Origin of the sequence: Halobacteriovorax marinus SJ, assembly GCF_000210915.2 — a bacterium.
Lineage (GTDB): Bacteria > Bdellovibrionota > Bacteriovoracia > Bacteriovoracales > Bacteriovoracaceae > Halobacteriovorax > Halobacteriovorax marinus.
In genome coordinates this window covers 3,195,449-3,212,786 of record NC_016620.1, presented here as the reverse complement: position 1 = coordinate 3,212,786, position 17,338 = coordinate 3,195,449, and the positions used below count along the sequence as shown (strand labels likewise).

Below are 17,338 nucleotides of genomic sequence, written 5' to 3'. Positions count from 1 at the left end.
ATTATTCCTCCTGTTTGGTTTCACGCTTTATAATGGTAGAAATGACGGACTTGTCCCAAAGACCGCCGTATTTACCTTTGATTTTTTTCTCATTTAGAATTCTGGCTATATTTCGCAAGGAGTTGTCTTGGTCGTGAAGCTCTAAGATTAGCTTGATGATTTTCTGTTCTTTTTCACAAAGAACCAGCTCCCCATTTTCGACCTTGTACCCGTACTTAGGTTTGGAAGGAATTGGAGTGTCCGACTTCTTAATTCCATGGGCCTGAAGGGCTTCAATGATGGAAGTCTTTGGCCACTTTCCTTCAGTCAGTTCACTAATTTTGCTCATTGAGAGATCAAAATTAAGATACAGTTTCCGTAAAATTCCGATATTTTCCTTGGGATTATTGAAAAAAATGTGCAATAAAAACAGGTAGATAGCAACAGTGGGGGTTTGGTTCGTATACGGTTTTGGCGAGCCGACCATTTTTCTACTATTTCATCCAGTAAATTTATAAAGCCTTGAAGACTACGTTGATCTCTTTTAATATATTGTATCTAGAAACGGGACGTAGCGCAGGGGTAGCGCACTACTCTGGGGGAGTAGGGGTCGCTGGTTCAAATCCAGTCGTCCCGACCATTTTTCTCACTTCTTTTCAATTTCTTTAAGTAACTTCTTGAGCCAAGTTTCGGTATTTAATACTTCGCCGTTTTTGAGTTTAATTTGATAGGGCTTTTTGGAAAATGAAGACTTTGAAGCAATCTCTTCGATAAACATTTTGGCCGTCCACTTGCTTTTGGCCGGCGCAAACCATGAATTCAGAGCGTAATCTAATTTTCTTTTGAGATGATCATGTGCTTCTTTAGGAGAGTACTCACTACCATTTCGAATAAATATCACTTCAGACTTTTTTATTCTTTGGAGAAGAGAGTTTATTTTGCGTTGTTCGTTTTGGTTCACTTCATCCTTTGCCAGGGTGAACTGGCAAAGAAAAATAGTGATTGTGAAAAATAGAAGAGCTAGTCTCATTCAAGAATTATATCACAATTAGAAATTCTCACATGAGAACATATCGCTATAGAAATCAATACTTTCGACTTCTAATTCTGCGCCATAGTTTTGAACTTTAGACTTATAGAATTGAAAGTTAATTGCTCCGCTCTTTGATTGATACGTCTTCGTTGAATCGTTATAAGTGAGCTTAGGGCTCTTATACATGAGCTTCGCTCTAGTAAAATCTAAGTTTAGATCATAGAGAGCAACTGAAATTCTCTCGTCTTTTGATTCTTTAACGACAATCTCCATGTGCCCTTCTTCAAGAATACAATTTACAGTAGATTTGGAAATTTTTAATGCATAACTGTTAAAGCTGAGAAGTGCTAGTGTTGTTAATACTAATAACCTTTTCATTAGATCCCCCTTTTTCGTTGGAGAGGAGTTATATCTAGAATTTATTGTGCTGTGTTTAAAAATGAGAGAATCTATAATTTTTATATAGCATGATTCAATTACTAGTAACTTATAGATTTTTTGAATAACAACACCGTGTTATATTATTACTATATGTTACAAGTTTTTCTATCACTCATTCTATCTCTAAGTATTAGCGCTAAGGATCTAAAGGATTCGTGTGAAAAGGCGAATGCAAATGATTGCTTTGAATACGCCTATGAAATGTCTAAGAGAGGGGATCAGCTTGCTCCCATTATTTACTTTAAGAAGGGGTGTGATTTAAAGGATGGTAAATCGTGCTTTGCTTTAGAGAGGGTTAACCAAAAGTTAAATCAAACTAAGAATAGTTTAGATCTCCTTAAGAAGTCTTGTGATTATAATTTTCCAACAGGTTGTCTACATCTCGCTAGATATTACTTTAAGAAAAAATCTTATATTGAGGCCGTAGAGAGTTTTGAAAAAGGATGTCAGTTAGGGCTTAAGTCTTCATGTGAAGAGAAAGAAAAATACGATACTTACTTTTCGAAAATCATAAGAAGTGCAGCAAAAGATTTAAGTGAGAGTGAGTCAAGTGATCAAGAAATTTATTTAAGGCTGTTAAAAGAAAGAATGTCTCTCCTTGAAAAAGATTGTAAAGCTGAAAAGTTTGAAAGTTGTACAATGCTTGCCAATAACTTCTTATTTCTTGGAAATTTAAAAGACGCTAGAAAGTGGGCGGAGACTTCTTGTAATAATAAATCTCCCTATGGGTGTTTGGCGCTTGGTGAGGTTGAGCAAAAAGAGGAGAAGCTCGAGTTTGCTTCTTTTGAGAAGGCCTGTGACTTAGATCTTGGAATTGGTTGCTTAAGGTTTGCTCAGAGTATTGAAAAGAAAAACCTTGCGAGGTCAATGAGCTTTTATAGAAGAAGTTGTCAGGCAGAAATTGGACCATCGGCTAGCTCTTGTATGAAATATTCGAACTACCAAAGTAGAAATCCCAAGCTCGCAAATAAATTTAGAGAGCTTGGGTGTAAACTTGATAAGACTCTTTGTCCTAATTAAGCGGCTTTCTTTTTATTTTCAAAGTTACCAAAAATAACATTTTGAATTTCAATGATAGAACTATTTACTGTGACAACTTGTCCTTTCAGTTTTACAGCTATCTCTGATGCGTCTTTGGCAATTCCCGTATTCGATTTTGATGAAGAGTCTACTTGTAAGATGGACTCTTGAAGCTCTTCAATACCTTTTGACTGCTCCTGTGAAGCTGTAGATATATCTGAAATAGCAGATGTTACATCGGCTACACTGACGACAATGCTCTCTAAGATTTCACCACATTCATTGGCAATACTAGAACCATTGTTAACGCTAGTTCTAACATTTGAAACGAGGGAAGAAACTCTTCCTCTAGAATCTTCAATAATATGATTTACTTGCTCAACGCTATTTGAAACCATTTCTGCAATATCAACAGATGCTTTACCACTAAGTTGAGCAAGGTTTCCAACTTCCTCTGCAACTACCGCAAAACCTTTTCCAGCTTCGCCAGCTCTCGCCGCTTCAACTGAGGCGTTGAACGAGAGAAGCTTTGTTTGGAAAACAATATCGTTAATGATTTGAGTTTTCTCCTCAATCTTATTTATAAGCTCTGTGATATGCTTCATTTTTTCATTATTACCATCGAGTTCATCTACAATAGTATCAATATCTGTATTAATATTATTCATCGAATGAATCATCGTTGTAACAACTTGCTTACCACGAGAAGCTCTTTCTAAACTTCTATTGGCAAGGTCGTTTGACTTCATTGCATTGTCAGCAGTCATTCTCACCATTGAGCTAATTTCCTCGAGTGAAGCAGATGATTCTTGAAGTGATGAATCTTGCTGCTCACTTGAGCTTGAAAGGTTTTGAGATGTTTCGGCAATACTATTTGCACTATTTGTTAGAAAAGTAGAGCTCTCTGTTAGAGACTCAACTGTCGCTCTTATCGAAGTAGAAATCTTATTGGCAAAGACGATCCCGGCAATTAGCCCAATACAAATACCACTTAAAGAAATACCAATGAGAAGATAATTTAAAAAATGAGTTGTTCTAGAAATATCTTCTGATGAAGAAAGAACTTCTTCTTCTATATTCTTTGTGTATTCGTCTAATACTGCTTGGTAGCTCTTAGCGGCTTTGGGGCAGTGAACGAGGAAAATTTCTAAGAGATCTTTTTTGGCCGCTTCATCATAGACTTTTGCCAGTTCGATAGCGCGAACACCAACTTTTTTAAAGTCGGCCCATTCACTAGCAACATTATTAAAGAGTTCTCTCTCTATAGGTTTCGTGATTCTAGTATCTAAATCTTTGGCTGCATTCTCATAGTTCGCCACAGCTGTAAGAGAGTCCGCGATGGCCTGTTCTCGATCTTCTTCGGATAGATTGGATAGGCCCAATGTTCTTACGGCAATTCTCGTTTTCTGATAATTGACATCCATAGTGTGAACAAGTGTGCTTCTTGGAATGACGTCATGATTAACCTCACTTGCAAGTTCACTAAAGTGATCGAATCCAAAGTAGGAAACTGCCCCTATGACAAGACTAACTAGAGACATAAAAGAACACAATAAAAGTAGTTTGATTTTAAAGTTTATTTTTTTCATAACCGCTCTCAAGGTTTAAGTTTTCTTAAGTATCGGTATATGAATTTAGAGCTTTAGGGTTAATTTCTTAAGGCAAGATTAAGAGAGTTAATTAAGTTTTCTTATAAAAATAGTGAATTAGCAAAAAACAATAAAAAGCACACTATAAATAAATGAGTCCAAGTTGTTGAAAGTACGTGTTGCGATGGCCTCACAAGATCTTACATTTTGCATTTAATCGTGTACGAAATGCCTTTATTAATGGTAGATTCCTAAGACATACACACACATTTCAAGCAAAGGACGCGCTTGTGAAATTGAAGAGACTTGTTATACAGGGATTTAAATCCTTTAAAGATCGCACGACTATCCATTTCGACGATGGGATTACTGGTATTGTAGGACCAAATGGTTGTGGAAAATCAAATATTGTAGACGCATTATTTTGGGTCATGGGTGAGCAATCGGCGAAGCACCTTCGTGGTAAATCCATGAAAGACCTAATATTTGCTGGTTCATCAAAATATAATCCAGGTGCATATGCTGAAGCTACACTAGTTCTTGGAAATGATGATGGAAAGCATATCCATATTGGAAATAAAGTTTCTAGCCCTTCTGAAATTCAATTAACAAGAAAGCTATATAGAAACGGTGAAACTGAATATAGAATTAATAATTACCCAGCGAGATTGAAAGATATTCAAGAAGTTTTCATGGATACCGGAGCTGGGGCAAAGTCTTATTCTATTATCGCCCAAGGTGAGATCAACAGACTTGTACAGGCCAAGCCAGAAGAGCGCCGTACAATGATTGAAGAAGTTGCAGGGATTACAAAGTTTAAGGTTAGAAAAAAAGAATCGCTTAAGAAGATTGAGCAAACAGAGCAAAACCTTAATAGACTTCAAGATCTTCAATCTGAGATTGAGAAGAACTTAAAGGCCCTGCAAAAGCAAGCAGAGAAGGCCGAGAGAGCTCGTTCTTTAAAAGAAAAAATTAAAAGAAATGATATTATTGTTCACGCGCATAAGGTTTATGATCTCTTAAAAGATTTAAGAGATGGGAAGACGTTATTAAATGAAAAGACTCTTGAATTAGAGGGTTGGGGAACAAGAAAGAATTCCTTAGAGATCTCACTTGAAGAAGAGAGATTTAAGAAGGAAGAACAAACTGAGAAATTAGAAATTCTTCAAAAAGAAAGAAATGAAATATCTACTCAACTTGCAACTGCGGAAGAGAGATTCTCAAATCTTTGTAAGACACTAACTGATAAAGAAAACCTCATTGAGACAAGACAGAAAGAAATGACTGAACTCGAAGAGGAACTAGTTGAGAGGGAAGAAAAAATTAAGGCCCTTGAAGATTCTTTAGTTGAACTTCAAACTAGAAATGAAGAAACTGTTAATTTTGAAGAAGTAGAAGAGAAGATAGAATTACTTAAAGAGAGACTTGAGCTTAAAACAGATCAGGTGGATACTTTAAAAGAAGAGATTGAGTTAAAGAAATCTGAACTTAACACTCTTTCTCAAGCAGCATTTCAAAATACTTCTAAGCTCGAAGAATATGCAGCTAACCTTCAAGATATTACAGAAGAGATTGAGGCACTTGAGAAGCAATACTCTGGAGTATCAACTCAAATTGCAGATGAAAGAGATGCAGTTCATACTGCTCAAGAATTATCTGAGAAACTTACGGAAGTTGAGTCAGAGCTTAAGTCTGAAATCGAAGAGTTAATCTCAGCGAATAAAGAGTTAGATGCTAAACTTAAGGAAAAGAGTAAGTCACTCATTACTAAAGAATCTAAACTCTCATCTCTTCAAGAAATTGCTGCGGCAATGGACGGTGTAAGGGAAGGTGCAGTTGAGTTTCTTGAGACTGTAGATTCTGATAAGTATCAATTACTTGGTAATTTAATTCAGTGTGAAGAAGATCACGCGAAGGCCGTTCAAAACCTTCTAAGTGACTTTATGGACACTCTTGTTTCTACAGATGAAGATGTTTCAGCTGTAATTGAGTGGTGTAAAACTAATAATGATAAAGCTCTTGAGTTCTTGGCCCCAAATAAGAATGGAGACATTACTTCAGAGGAAACTTTAGAGAGACTAAGAGTTGCTACGGGTGGAGATATTACTCCTGTACACGAACTTTTAAATCTTCCTGAAGAATATAAATCAAAATTAATTCCTTTCTTTGACGGTTACTTTATTGCAAGTAAGTTTGATCAAGAAGTTTTTAAATCAATTTCTGATTCGATTAGATTTAAGGCCATTAGTTCAACTGATGGGAAGCTTCTAGTGAAGAATCCTGGAAATGGTAAAATTTTAACAATGTCTGGAAGCTCTGAGGGGCAGGGTGTTGTCGAAAGAAATAATCAGATCCAAGAGCTGGAAAAAGAAATTGAAGTGTTAAGAGTTGAGGTTGCTGAACTTGAGACAAATTCAGGGGAGAAATCTCTCGTTCTAGAGCAGAAGAGAGATAGCTTAGAAGAGCAGAGAAATCTTCTCTCTGAAGCAAGAGCTGATCATGCTGCTAAGAAATCAGCACTTGAGTCTAAGCTCTCTGGTATGGAGTCTGGAAATACAAGACTTGAAATTCTAAAGAAGAGAAAACAAGAAATCTCTAAGTCTAGATTAGATATGTTAGAGAGTGAAGATTCTCTCTCTAAAAATAAATCTTCTCTAGATGAAGAGCTAGAAGAATTAAGCACTCGCTTTGAAGAAGAGAATGCCGAACTTGCAGACCTTAAAAGTACATATGAGACTGAACGCGAAGCTTATATGGAAAAACAAGTTGAGATCAATACTTTCAAAGAAAGAGTTTCTGGAATTCAGTCTCAGATTGAAGATATTAATTCTCAAATGGATAAGCAGACAGCGAGAATTGCTTCTAATAAAGAGTTAATTGAAAAATATAATGAAGAGATTGAAACAACGAATGATCAAATTGATACTTTAGAGTCATCTAATCAAGAAATGGCTTCAGAGCTATCGGAAAGAGATGATGTTCTTGGAATTATGAAAGATGACTTAACTCAGCTCTTACTTGCTATGCAGGAGAGAGAAGATGAAGTTAAGGAGCTTTCTAAGAAAATCGCTAAGAACGAAAAAGATATAACTGAATATGAACTTAAGATTAATCAGTGGCAAAACGATGAAGTCGAAGTTGTTAAGAATATCTTTGAAAAATATCAGATCGATCTTCGTGAGGCCATTGGTGGCTTCCTTGAGTACGATCAAGATGACTTTGATGATCTTATTGATACAAGACAGATGCACTTTATGGAAACTGAGAATGGACTCGTTACTATTGAAAAGCAGTCTTACGAATTCCATAGAAGATATGGACAAGATCTTAAGGAATGTTCAAATAAGTTAAAGAATTATAAGAATGAGTACAACCGTCTTGGAGAAATTAACTGGCAGGCCATCGAAGATTACGATCGTCAAAAGCTAAGATTTGATTTCCTAAGAGTACAAGAAGTTGAACTTAAGCAATCTTTAGAAGATCTTGAAACAGCAATTAATCACATTGATGAAAAATCTAAGGAAAGATTTAAAATCGCCTTTGAAGAAGTTGATGTGAGATTTAGAAAAGTTTTCCCAATTATCTTTGGTGGTGGTGAGGCCATGCTTAAGGTAACTGGAGATATAAATGACAGCGAATGTGGTGTAGACATTATTGCGAAACCACCAGGGAAGAAGATGCAGAATATTAACCTCATGTCAGGTGGTGAAAAGGCCATGACAGCGGTTTCTCTTATCTTCTCTATATTCCTTGTTAAGCCTTCTCCGTTCTGTTTACTGGATGAGGTTGATGCTCCACTTGATGATGCAAACGTAGGTAGGTTCAATGAACTTCTAAGAGAGATGAGTTCAGATTCTCAATTTATTCTTATTACACACAATAAGAAGACAATGGAATTGAACGACACTCTCTATGGGGTGACAATGCAAGAGCCAGGTGTATCAAAAGCAGTATCAGTACAATTGCACTAATTTTCATAAATCGTTATAATAGTGAAGTCTTTAGGAGGCTTCACTATTATGACTAAATTCTTATTAATTTCATTACTATTTATCAATCAAACATTCGCTACAGGATTTATTCCTAATAGTTTTTCTGCAAGCTTTGAGCAAGTCTATAAGAGTGCTCTCACTGGTAAGGAGAAAAGGTCTAAGGGGACAATGGACTATATGTATCCTGGAAATATTAAATTGGAGACATCTTCGCCAGAGAGTCTTACTTACGTTAGTAATGACTCTAAAACTTGGTACTATACTCCAGCATTCATAGAGTCTGAGCCTGGACAAGTGACTATCCAAGATGCAACTAAGAATGAGCTTACAAAGTTTCTAGATATTTTGAGAAAGGGATTGTTAACAAATAAGTTATATAAAGTTTCAAAGAATAAAGCTGGAGAGTACTTTCTAGAATTCTCAAAAACTATTATTAAGGATTTAGGTGTAGAGAAGGCCAAGCTTACTTTTAAAAAAGATACCGCTACATTTAAGAATTTAAAAATTGTAGAAATGACTTTATCTAATAAGAAAACGAAGAAGCTTGAATTGTCTAAAATAGTTGAAGGTCCGAAGTTTAAGAAAGAGCACTTTGTTTTCAAAGTGCCCGCCAATACAAAGATTAATAGATAAAGACTTTCTTATCTATGGGAAGCTGCTGGTATATATAGTAATTTCTTAGAACAAGCTTAATATATTTTCTAGTTTCCCTGTATGGAATATCTTCAATAAAAGTCTCTATATCCCCTTGATACCTAGACTTTACCCAGCGACTCATAACAGCTTCTCCTGCATTGTATGATCCAATTGCCATTGGTAAATAATCAAACATTTTTTTCAGATCCTCTAGATAGTGAACACCAAGGGCCATATTCACATCAATATCGTAGAGGTCTTCCGTATTTTGATAAGGAATACGATGCTTCTTGGCCAATTTCTTTGCCCTAGAAGGAATGATTTGCATAAGACCATAAGCATCTGCAAAGCTTCTCGCTTCTCTGTTAAAGGCCGACTCTTGTCTGATAATTGAATAGGCTAGATTGTTATCAAAGTTATTCTCAAGATACTTGGATTCAAGAACTGGTTTTGGATAGATATACTGGATAAACTTCTTTTCTATCTCTAGTCTTTGATCTTCGCCCATATTGAAGAATGTTTTTAAACTTCCTTGAAAGTTTCTAGCTCTATTCATTCTCTCTAGGAGAGAAAGTTTACTAGAGGCTGACTTTGATGAATAGATTAGACTATCTAAGTATTTTGAAGCCTTCTCGTATTCTCCTAGAGCAATTAGCCACTCAAAGAGATTATCTTTAGAACTCTCAATAACTTCTAAGTTAAATCCATCTTTTAGACCAAGATTTCTCTTTGCCGAAATGCCATAGTATCCAAAGGGATTGAGTTCAATTGTTTTAGAAAAGAATTCAATTGATTCTTTTGTTTTCTTTTCACGGGAAAGAGATTTCGCTAACCAATAGGTATATTTGGAAACATCATCGTACTCACTATGTAACTTCTTAAAGAGAGTTGTGGATTCAGAGTAGTTCTTTCTCTTATATTCAAGCCATGCGAGTTGCCAGAGAATATCTTCCCTTTGCGAGCTAGTGCTTAGGTCCACTGACTTTTTTAGATAGACTATGGCCGATTTAATTTTCTTCTCTTCCTTAGCTATTCCCGCAAGTAGATAGTAGATTGTGGCAGCTTGTTCGCTTTCAGGATTATTTCTATTAAGAGTGTTTGTTAAAATTTTCTTTGCTAGAGGAAGATTATTTTCTGTCCAAGTTGCTCTGGCCCATCTTGTTCTGGCCTCTACTAGCTCATACCCATATTGAGTTCCAAATAATTCTTTATTCTTAGTAATCCAGTTAACTAAAGTTTTAGTAGAACTCAATGCTAGATCTTTTCTTCTCTTGTTTTTAAATACTCTAGTGATTCTGTGCCAAGAGTTTATTTTAATTTTTAGATCGATACTTGAATTCTTAATGATATTTTCATATGTCGCTATCGCCTTGTCATACTCTCTTGCTCTTTCGAAGTCTCTGGCCACATCATAGAGCAATTCATCGCTAGGGGCAGTGATAAAGCGGGGAGAGATTTTCTGTAGTTCTTCGTTATACTTAGTGACGAGTTCAGTTATCTGCTCGTCTTCAGCAATCTCTAGAGCATTTCTAATAAACTTCTCTTTCTCTTCCTTTCTTTTTTCAAAAGGGTAGAGTGCAAAGTTATGCTTGGCTTGCCATAGTTTTATATTTTTACTTTTTGCAACCTCAAGTGAAATGAGATGGTAATCCTGAGCAAGCCATGGCTCAACACTTTTACTATCCCAGATGGAAATGAGTTTAGTAACTGTCCAGTCACACGACTTTATCGCTCGTATAAGTGCTATGGATTGAAGAGGGAAGTCACCTTCTTCTAATAGTTCCTCATAAACACTACAGGATTTTTCAAAATATTTATTATTGAAATCTAAGTTTGCTAGATGAAACTTCTTCGCCAAAATATCTGATTTTGAAGGCTCTAGGCTGCCCGTCAAATTCATAAAGTTTGGGTGAGGAGGATTGATAACATTTCTCGAACAAGAGGAGCTGAGAATTAAGAGTAAAATGAAGGTAAAAAGTCTTTTATTTTCCATGATTTAAGTCTATTTGCAGGTGCTGAAAAATGCAATCTGCTATTTCAATGAAAAATTACACAACCCTTTGATTATTGGAAGAATTTATATTACAAGTGCTCAAGATATTTTTTAAATTTAAGGAACTTTTATGCAAACGACTAAGTTTGAAGACCGCACTGTATTTTTCACTTCCCTAGGTTGCTCTAAAAACCTAGTAGACTCACAAGTTATGCTTGGTTATATGGGCCTTGATGGGTTTAAGGTTGTTCCTGAGCCAGATAGTGCGGAAGTTATCGTTGTAAATACATGTTCGTTTGTAGAGGCCGCAAAACAAGAGTCTATTGAAACTATTCTTGATCTTGCGGATTACAAAGATACTGAGCAAGGCAACTGTAAAGCTCTCGTGGTCTCTGGTTGTATGGCCCAAAGATATTCTGATCAATTAGAAGAGTCTCTACCCGAAGTGGATATGTTCATTGGAACTGGAGAGTATAATAAAATAGTGCCTCTTCTAAAGGCACTAGAAGATAATAAATTAGAGAAGAAGTCTTTTGTTGAAATTCCAAAGTTCATTCATACTGAGTTTGATCCACGACTAAATACTTCGCCCTTCTATACAGCTTGGTTAAAAATCTCTGAAGGCTGTAATAGAAATTGTACATTCTGTATTATTCCAACACTAAGAGGAAGACTAAGATCTCGCTCTGTTGAATCTCTTGTGACTGAGGCGCAGAAACTATCTGAGTCAGGAGTTAGAGAGCTTAATTTAATTTCACAGGATCTTTCAGACTACGGTGTCGATTTAGATGAAAACAATAACCTTCACGAGCTTTTAAATGGTCTTGAAACAGTGGAAGGAATTGATTGGGTTCGTCTATTTTACTTCTATCCAGATGAGCTTACTGATGAAGTTATTGAGCAGATGAGAAATAGCAAGAAGATCTGTAGCTATTTAGATATGCCAGTTCAACACTTTTCAAATAATGTACTCAAGAGAATGAATAGAAGAATTACTGGAGCCGAAATCATGAATCGCGTAGAGAGACTGCGCGAGAGAATTCCGGGAATTGTTCTAAGAACTTCTATTATTGTAGGTTTCCCAGGTGAGTCTGATGAAGATTTTCAAGAGTTACTTGAGGGTGTTAAGAAGGCGAGATTTAATCACCTTGGAATCTTTAGATATTCAGATGAAGAGGGAACTCCTGCTTATAGATTAAAAGGTAAGGTTGACCAGGAAACGATCGACGATCGTTTTGATCAGCTCTTTGAAACTCAAAGAGAGATTGTTAGAGAGCTTAATGCAAAGTATGAAGGTCAGTTGATTGATGTTCTTATTGAAGGTCAGCACGAAGAAACGGAACTCCTCATACAAGGGCGTCACATTGGTCAAGCTCCAGATATTGATGGAAAAGTAATTATTAATGATAGCGATATTGAAGATCTAAAAGCAGGTGATCTCGTTAAAGTCGAGATCACCGAAGTTTTAGATTATGATTTAGTTGGACGAGTTGTCCTTACTAATTAGTATGATCTAGTGGGAATGGGAAGTCTCTTATGAGCTCCCAGTCTAGCCCTGATACTGTAACATCGGCAGGAGTTGATGTTGTAATTGTAGTTGAAGTATAGCCAGTCACTGTAAAGTATCTAAACTCGTTACCAGCTAGGTTTGCACCGACCTTAATAATACTACCAATTGTGATATCACTTCCAAGTGCACCACCACTTACTGTTAGAACGTTACTTCCCGCGACTGTTGTAATTGTTGATGCAAAAGTTGCATTACCACCTCTAGAGCAAGACCCTGCGGCAACAGTATAATTTGGTCTTGATCCAGCTGAGAGACCATCAACTAAACTATCCCAGTCCCATCTTTGATCACATTCTTCACCGAAGCAATTTGGCCCTGAAGTATCGATACCTGCAATAGCTCCACCGTTATCGAAGATTTCAATTTCAGGTGTTTCTGGATTGAAACTCTCGTTCCAGTCTCTGATTTGAAGTCTAATTCTCGCCTTAATATTATATGAGGCATCAAGGCAATGGTATTCGTAGAACTTGTTAGCGTTCATGGCCGAGCTTCCTGTTGGATTTAAGTCTGCCCAGAAACCTCTAGCTGTTGTATCAATTTGGTTATAATTTGCAAGGTTACTAATAAATGTTGTTAGGTTTCCAGCATTATCGTAACTATCAAAAGCAAAGTTTTGAGTAGTGTCTCTACACTGTGTTGCTCTCGTCGTATTTGAGATAATAGTATTACTATACTGACCCTGAGACTGAGGAGCATCAACTGGGAACTCTGCAGTTACACCACTGAATGAGTTTACAATAAGTGATGACTCACTCTCTGTATCGAGCTCCGTACTCTTAATTGCACCACTCATACAGTTGTAACGACTACCACCACATCTTGTTTCTACAAAGTCTGTAGAAGTACAAGTACAGGCACCAGTATCATCATCTTCTTCACAACTTACTGTTGCAACCCAGTTACTACCTTCGTCACAGTTAAGACCTGTTTGGTGTTCTCTGTGATCAAATTGACATGAAGTCGCACCATCAGCAGATACCGCAAATCTCTCTAGACAATCACCTGTAAGACATACTTTTCTTCCAAAGAAGACATCTCCATTGGCATTAATAGGAATATTGTCGTTATTGTCAGCAGCCGTTTCAACAAGTTCAATCGGTCCACCAACAGCAAGAGGGTCAGGGATACTTAAAGAAGAAATACCACCTGCACATGTTCCCGCAAAGTCAGAGTACTGAACATAGTATGAGTCAGTTCTACCTGCAGGGTAACTTTTGTGAGTTTCTGGTACGTAGCGAACGTATTCACACATTCCCGCACCAGACTTAACTTTTAAGTTTGCACCTCTATTATAAAGATCAAGTTCTCCGGCCTCTAATCTACAGACAACATCATTCATCTGATAGTTAGAGTCATTCGTTTCTGATACCTGTGAGCTTAGGATCTTACATGAAGTTGTTCCAAAACCTTCACCTTCTTTATGAAGATTAAATGATGAAGCGTTCTCTGTTTCTTGAATAAGCTCAAATTGATTATATGTAATCAGTTCAAATGAGAATGTTGCATCGGCATCACCAGGTGAAGAGTAAGTAATAGTATAAGTTGTCTTTACCTGTGGCTCTGTAGGAATACCAGAGATCACACCTGTTGTGCTATTGAAGCTTAGTCCAGAAGGTAGAGTGTCTGGAGTTAGAGAAACATCACTAAATACACCCTTAACCTTACCTTCAATATAAGTTTCTTCACCAACATAGATTGGAATAATATTTGTAGTGCTTACAGCAGTAATTGAGTTTGCACTTCCAAGAGTTGAGTTGAATGGTGTTGCATCATCAATATCATCTCCAACCTCAAAGGCATTTGTTCCTTTTAAGTCTTTAACATCAACTGTAAAGTCGTTTCCAACAACATCGAGAACGATACCTGATGATTGATGTGAACCATTGTCAGCTGTGATTGTTGCTCCCTCTGCAAATGGGTTTGTACTAGATGTAACATTATTACCTCCAGCATTCCCTGAAGAAGTGATTGTGACAATTGGACCTGCAATCTGATCAACTGTCGACGCTGCAGCAGCATATGTCGCTAGATCGTCAACATTTGAATTCTCTGAGAATGTCCCGCTTATAACTTGTAAGTAAACATAGTCATTTGCATCTTCTTTGAAGATTACATCAGCACTGGCAGCTCCTGTGTTAGAAGAGATATATCCACCAACTTGGAAAGCCGCTGCATTAGCAAGTTTTAAGATGTGAGAAGCATAGTGCTTCGTTACGACATCCATAACAATACTTTCTGTTGCAGTACCTGCATTTACAATTTCACCAGTTTCAAATGAACCGCTATTTATTTTTACATAGAGTTTATTTTCTGCGCCAATAACATTTACAATTGTAGCGTTGTCTCCATCAGGAGTTGTAATTGTGTCTGAAGCAGCAAGAGTCGTAACATCTTTGAGTGTGATAAAGATATAATTCTCTACGCGACCTTCAGCAGCCTGGTAAGGAATGACATTATCAACCTGATCGCCAGCTTCAATTGTTCCCTGAGCCTCGACAAGTAATCCACCTGTTGTAGCGTCTCCTATCTTGTGGACAACTCTGCCTTTAATACCTGCAGCAGTTTGAAATCTCGTACCGATATAGAAGCGATTGAAGTTTTGAGAAAGTCTTATGAATTGGTATCTACCTATTGTTGCTTCAATTGGAGCACTCTTGACCAAGAAAGTGTATGGCTTAGTAGTAATTTCACCAATTGAATTTGTTAGAAGAATATTTACAGTTCTAGCTGACGTTAGAGAAAGAGGTAGTGAAGAATCACCGTCAATTTCACCCGTTGCTGTATTAAAAGCTGTAAAATCGGCAGGTAGACTTGGAGTTACATTATAAGTAACAACTTCTCCACCAGCGAGCGCAATTGCTTGTGAGTTATTGTAAAGAGCGGGTACTCTAGAAGCAACACCTGCTGCCGAATTAAAGATATGCACTACACTCGTGAGGTTTGCCTTTGGAAAAGAATATGTTCCAGCATTATCTAATGTATCACCAGCTTTAAAAACCTGATTACCTGTGAGGTTTGCAGTTACTTGCACTACAATTTGGCTCGTATCGCTATTGATATATGAAACAGTACCTTGAGCACCATTGTTAGATGAAATATTTTGAGCAAGGCTAAAAATTGATGTATCTGAAACAGTTAATTGTAAATACTCGTTAAGATACTGTGGATAGTAGAAATCATCAATTGGTGTACCGGCCCTAATTGTTAAAGTTGTTGAGGCAAATGCAGTTGATCCAGATCTTGGATGGAATCCACTAATTGTTAAAAGAGTACCAGCATCGTATGCATTTGGTACACCTTGGAATGCTCCAGACTCTTCTTCAAAAGAAATTCCTGAAACAATAGTACCTGCAACGCTATAGTAAACACTTTCTGCGTCAGCAAAGTTTGCTGGCGTAAGAGAAGGTTCGTAGTCAATAGAGTCTCTTCCAATCCCAAGGTTTAGTGTCGGAAGTGAATATGAGATGCCACCTGGTGGATCAAAAACACCAAGTTTGAAAACATAATTTGAAATAGTTTCACCCGTTGCAGAGTTAATCGCTGTCACTTGGTACTCATTTTCTGTACTAAGTTGAATAGGAGCAGTTAGTGAAACAACACCTGTGTTTGTATCAATAGACATCCCTGGAATAAGAGAGTTTATATTGAAAAGAACAGTGATTCCATCTCCTGCAGGATCAACTTCCCAATCTGGTGTAAATGAAATACCAGTTGAACTAGAGTTATAAAGTCTCGATGGAGAACCGTTTTGAATTGTAAATAATGACCCATTTGATTTATGAACGTAGTATCCGTCAAGGAACTCACTTGGATTTGCTGCTCCGTTAACGTCTGCAACAGTCAAGTAGACTTCACTATTTTCTGTATCAACATGATAAACAGTTCCAATTCCCGTATACTCAGTATTACTATTACAGCTTGTAAATGTTGAAGAGATACATGAATAGAGAGTATCACCAGTGTAAATACCAGTAGTATTAGCGAGTTTTATAAGTATTCTGTCACCGTTTAATAACTTATAAGAAAAGTTATAGTTAGAAATTGTAGTGGCCTGAGAACCAACTTTTGAACTGATAGAGTCAAGATATGAAACAGTTTCTTGCTCGTCTAGAATTTCTCCGAAATTATCTTCTGCAACTTCTGCAATGAAGTTGTACTCTTCTAAGTCAAAAGTATTTGCAATTGTAAAAGGTACAACTGGAGATTGAAGAAGACCTGTGTCTTCATTCAAACTAACTCCTAAAGGTAGACTTGGCTCTACTCTAAATTTAATTGGAACAGGATTTGTAGAATCTACTGTTAGTGTTCTTGAAAAGGCAGGTGTTCCAGATGGATCAAAATAAAATGATGTTCCACCAACTTTAGTTGCTGTAGAAGCTCCAACAGCACAATTTGCATAACCAAGAGAGCAATTGTCTACAAAGTCGTCCTCATTAAATACTCTCGTTACACCGGCCGCAGCAAGTGTAATTCTAACGAGTAGCTTTCCTGATGTTCCCGTATCGTCAGGCGCAACTTGAATAATTCTCGCAGCACCTTTATCTGTTGTCTTAAACATTGTTGCAGATGAGAAAATATTATCACCAGCTTTAAGAGTCCCTATATTGTCGACATTTAAGAGCATGAGGTCCCCGTTAACAGGGTCAGCATATTGAGGGATTTCAAGATTTGTTAACTCTGTAACAATCTCTACTTCCTCTTCATCTGTATCATCGCCACTACCTCCGGCCGAAGTTGTATCATCTACTTTCTTAGTAGGTGCTTCTTTAAACTTCGTGAGGCTGTCCGGCATACACGCTGTAAGGGTGAATAATAAAACTAAAAATGTCGATATCTTCCATAAAGTTCTCATAGTCTTATTATCGACACTTTCTGAGCGGATATTTAGAAAGATGAGAGAGTACTTTAATTTCAAACTCTTAAGTGGAAAAAATTGCCTATTCAGTAAAGAGAGCTTGAGTAAAATTGCCCGAAAATAGAGGCAGCAAGTCTTACTCAATTCTAGAACTATCCTTAAAAATAAGCTTTTCTTAATCATCTCAATTTTTACAAGGGGTTAAATCTCTGCCCATTGAATTTAAATTT

Annotated in this window: 10 protein-coding genes and 1 tRNA gene; 5 read left to right on the top strand and 6 right to left on the bottom strand. The window is 36.9% G+C overall.

Annotated features, from left to right (window positions below; translation table 11 throughout):
* Position 1: 1 nt before the first annotated feature.
* Positions 2-328 carry a recombinase family protein gene (locus tag BMS_RS15315; RefSeq protein ID WP_157868307.1) on the bottom strand — a complete coding sequence of 109 codons (327 nt, stop codon included), beginning with the start codon at positions 326-328 and terminating at the stop codon, positions 2-4.
* Between the two features lie 216 nt (positions 329-544).
* On the opposite strand from BMS_RS15315, the gene BMS_RS15310 reads away from it, so the two are divergent.
* Positions 545-619, top strand: a tRNA-Pro gene (locus BMS_RS15310).
* 6 nt (positions 620-625) lie between these two features.
* Here the strand turns inward: BMS_RS15310 and BMS_RS15305 are convergent.
* Positions 626-1,009 carry a DUF5329 family protein gene (locus tag BMS_RS15305; protein WP_014245732.1) on the bottom strand — a complete coding sequence of 128 codons (384 nt, stop codon included), beginning with the start codon at positions 1,007-1,009 and terminating at the stop codon, positions 626-628.
* Positions 1,010-1,027: 18 nt separating this feature from the next.
* Positions 1,028-1,390, bottom strand: a complete 363-nt coding sequence (locus tag BMS_RS15300; protein WP_014245731.1) for a hypothetical protein — start codon at positions 1,388-1,390, stop codon at positions 1,028-1,030.
* Positions 1,391-1,543: 153 nt separating this feature from the next.
* Between BMS_RS15300 and BMS_RS15295 the strand changes: the two genes are divergently transcribed.
* Positions 1,544-2,473, top strand: a complete 930-nt coding sequence (locus tag BMS_RS15295; RefSeq protein ID WP_044557709.1) for an SEL1-like repeat protein — start codon at positions 1,544-1,546, stop codon at positions 2,471-2,473.
* Here the strand turns inward: BMS_RS15295 and BMS_RS17230 are convergent.
* Positions 2,470-4,062, bottom strand: coding sequence for a HAMP domain-containing methyl-accepting chemotaxis protein (locus tag BMS_RS17230; RefSeq protein ID WP_052590728.1), 1,593 nt, complete (start codon positions 4,060-4,062; stop codon positions 2,470-2,472). The genes BMS_RS15295 and BMS_RS17230 overlap by 4 nt on opposite strands.
* Before the next feature lie 290 nt (positions 4,063-4,352).
* Here BMS_RS17230 and smc point away from each other — a divergent pair, with 290 nt between their 5' ends.
* On the top strand, positions 4,353-8,033 hold the full coding sequence (gene smc, locus BMS_RS15285; protein ID WP_044557708.1) for a chromosome segregation protein SMC: 3,681 nt from the start codon (positions 4,353-4,355) through the stop codon (positions 8,031-8,033).
* Positions 8,034-8,081: 48 nt separating this feature from the next.
* Complete coding sequence (locus tag BMS_RS15280) at positions 8,082-8,687, top strand: LolA family protein (protein ID WP_044557707.1); 606 nt, start codon at positions 8,082-8,084, stop codon at positions 8,685-8,687.
* On the opposite strand, the gene BMS_RS15275 is transcribed toward BMS_RS15280, so the two are convergent.
* Complete coding sequence (locus BMS_RS15275; protein WP_014245726.1) at positions 8,677-10,683, bottom strand: lytic transglycosylase domain-containing protein; 2,007 nt, start codon at positions 10,681-10,683, stop codon at positions 8,677-8,679. The two genes, BMS_RS15280 and BMS_RS15275, sit on opposite strands and share 11 nt — an antisense overlap.
* A gap of 130 nt (positions 10,684-10,813) precedes the next feature.
* Between BMS_RS15275 and rimO the strand changes: the two genes are divergently transcribed.
* Positions 10,814-12,190, top strand: a complete 1,377-nt coding sequence (gene rimO, locus BMS_RS15270) for a 30S ribosomal protein S12 methylthiotransferase RimO (RefSeq protein ID WP_014245725.1) — start codon at positions 10,814-10,816, stop codon at positions 12,188-12,190.
* Here the strand turns inward: rimO and BMS_RS15265 are convergent.
* Entirely contained in the window at positions 12,183-17,105 is a 4,923-nt protein-coding gene (locus BMS_RS15265) for an Ig domain-containing protein (protein ID WP_157868306.1), read from the bottom strand. The two genes, rimO and BMS_RS15265, sit on opposite strands and share 8 nt — an antisense overlap.
* Between the last annotated feature and the right edge of the window lie 233 nt (positions 17,106-17,338).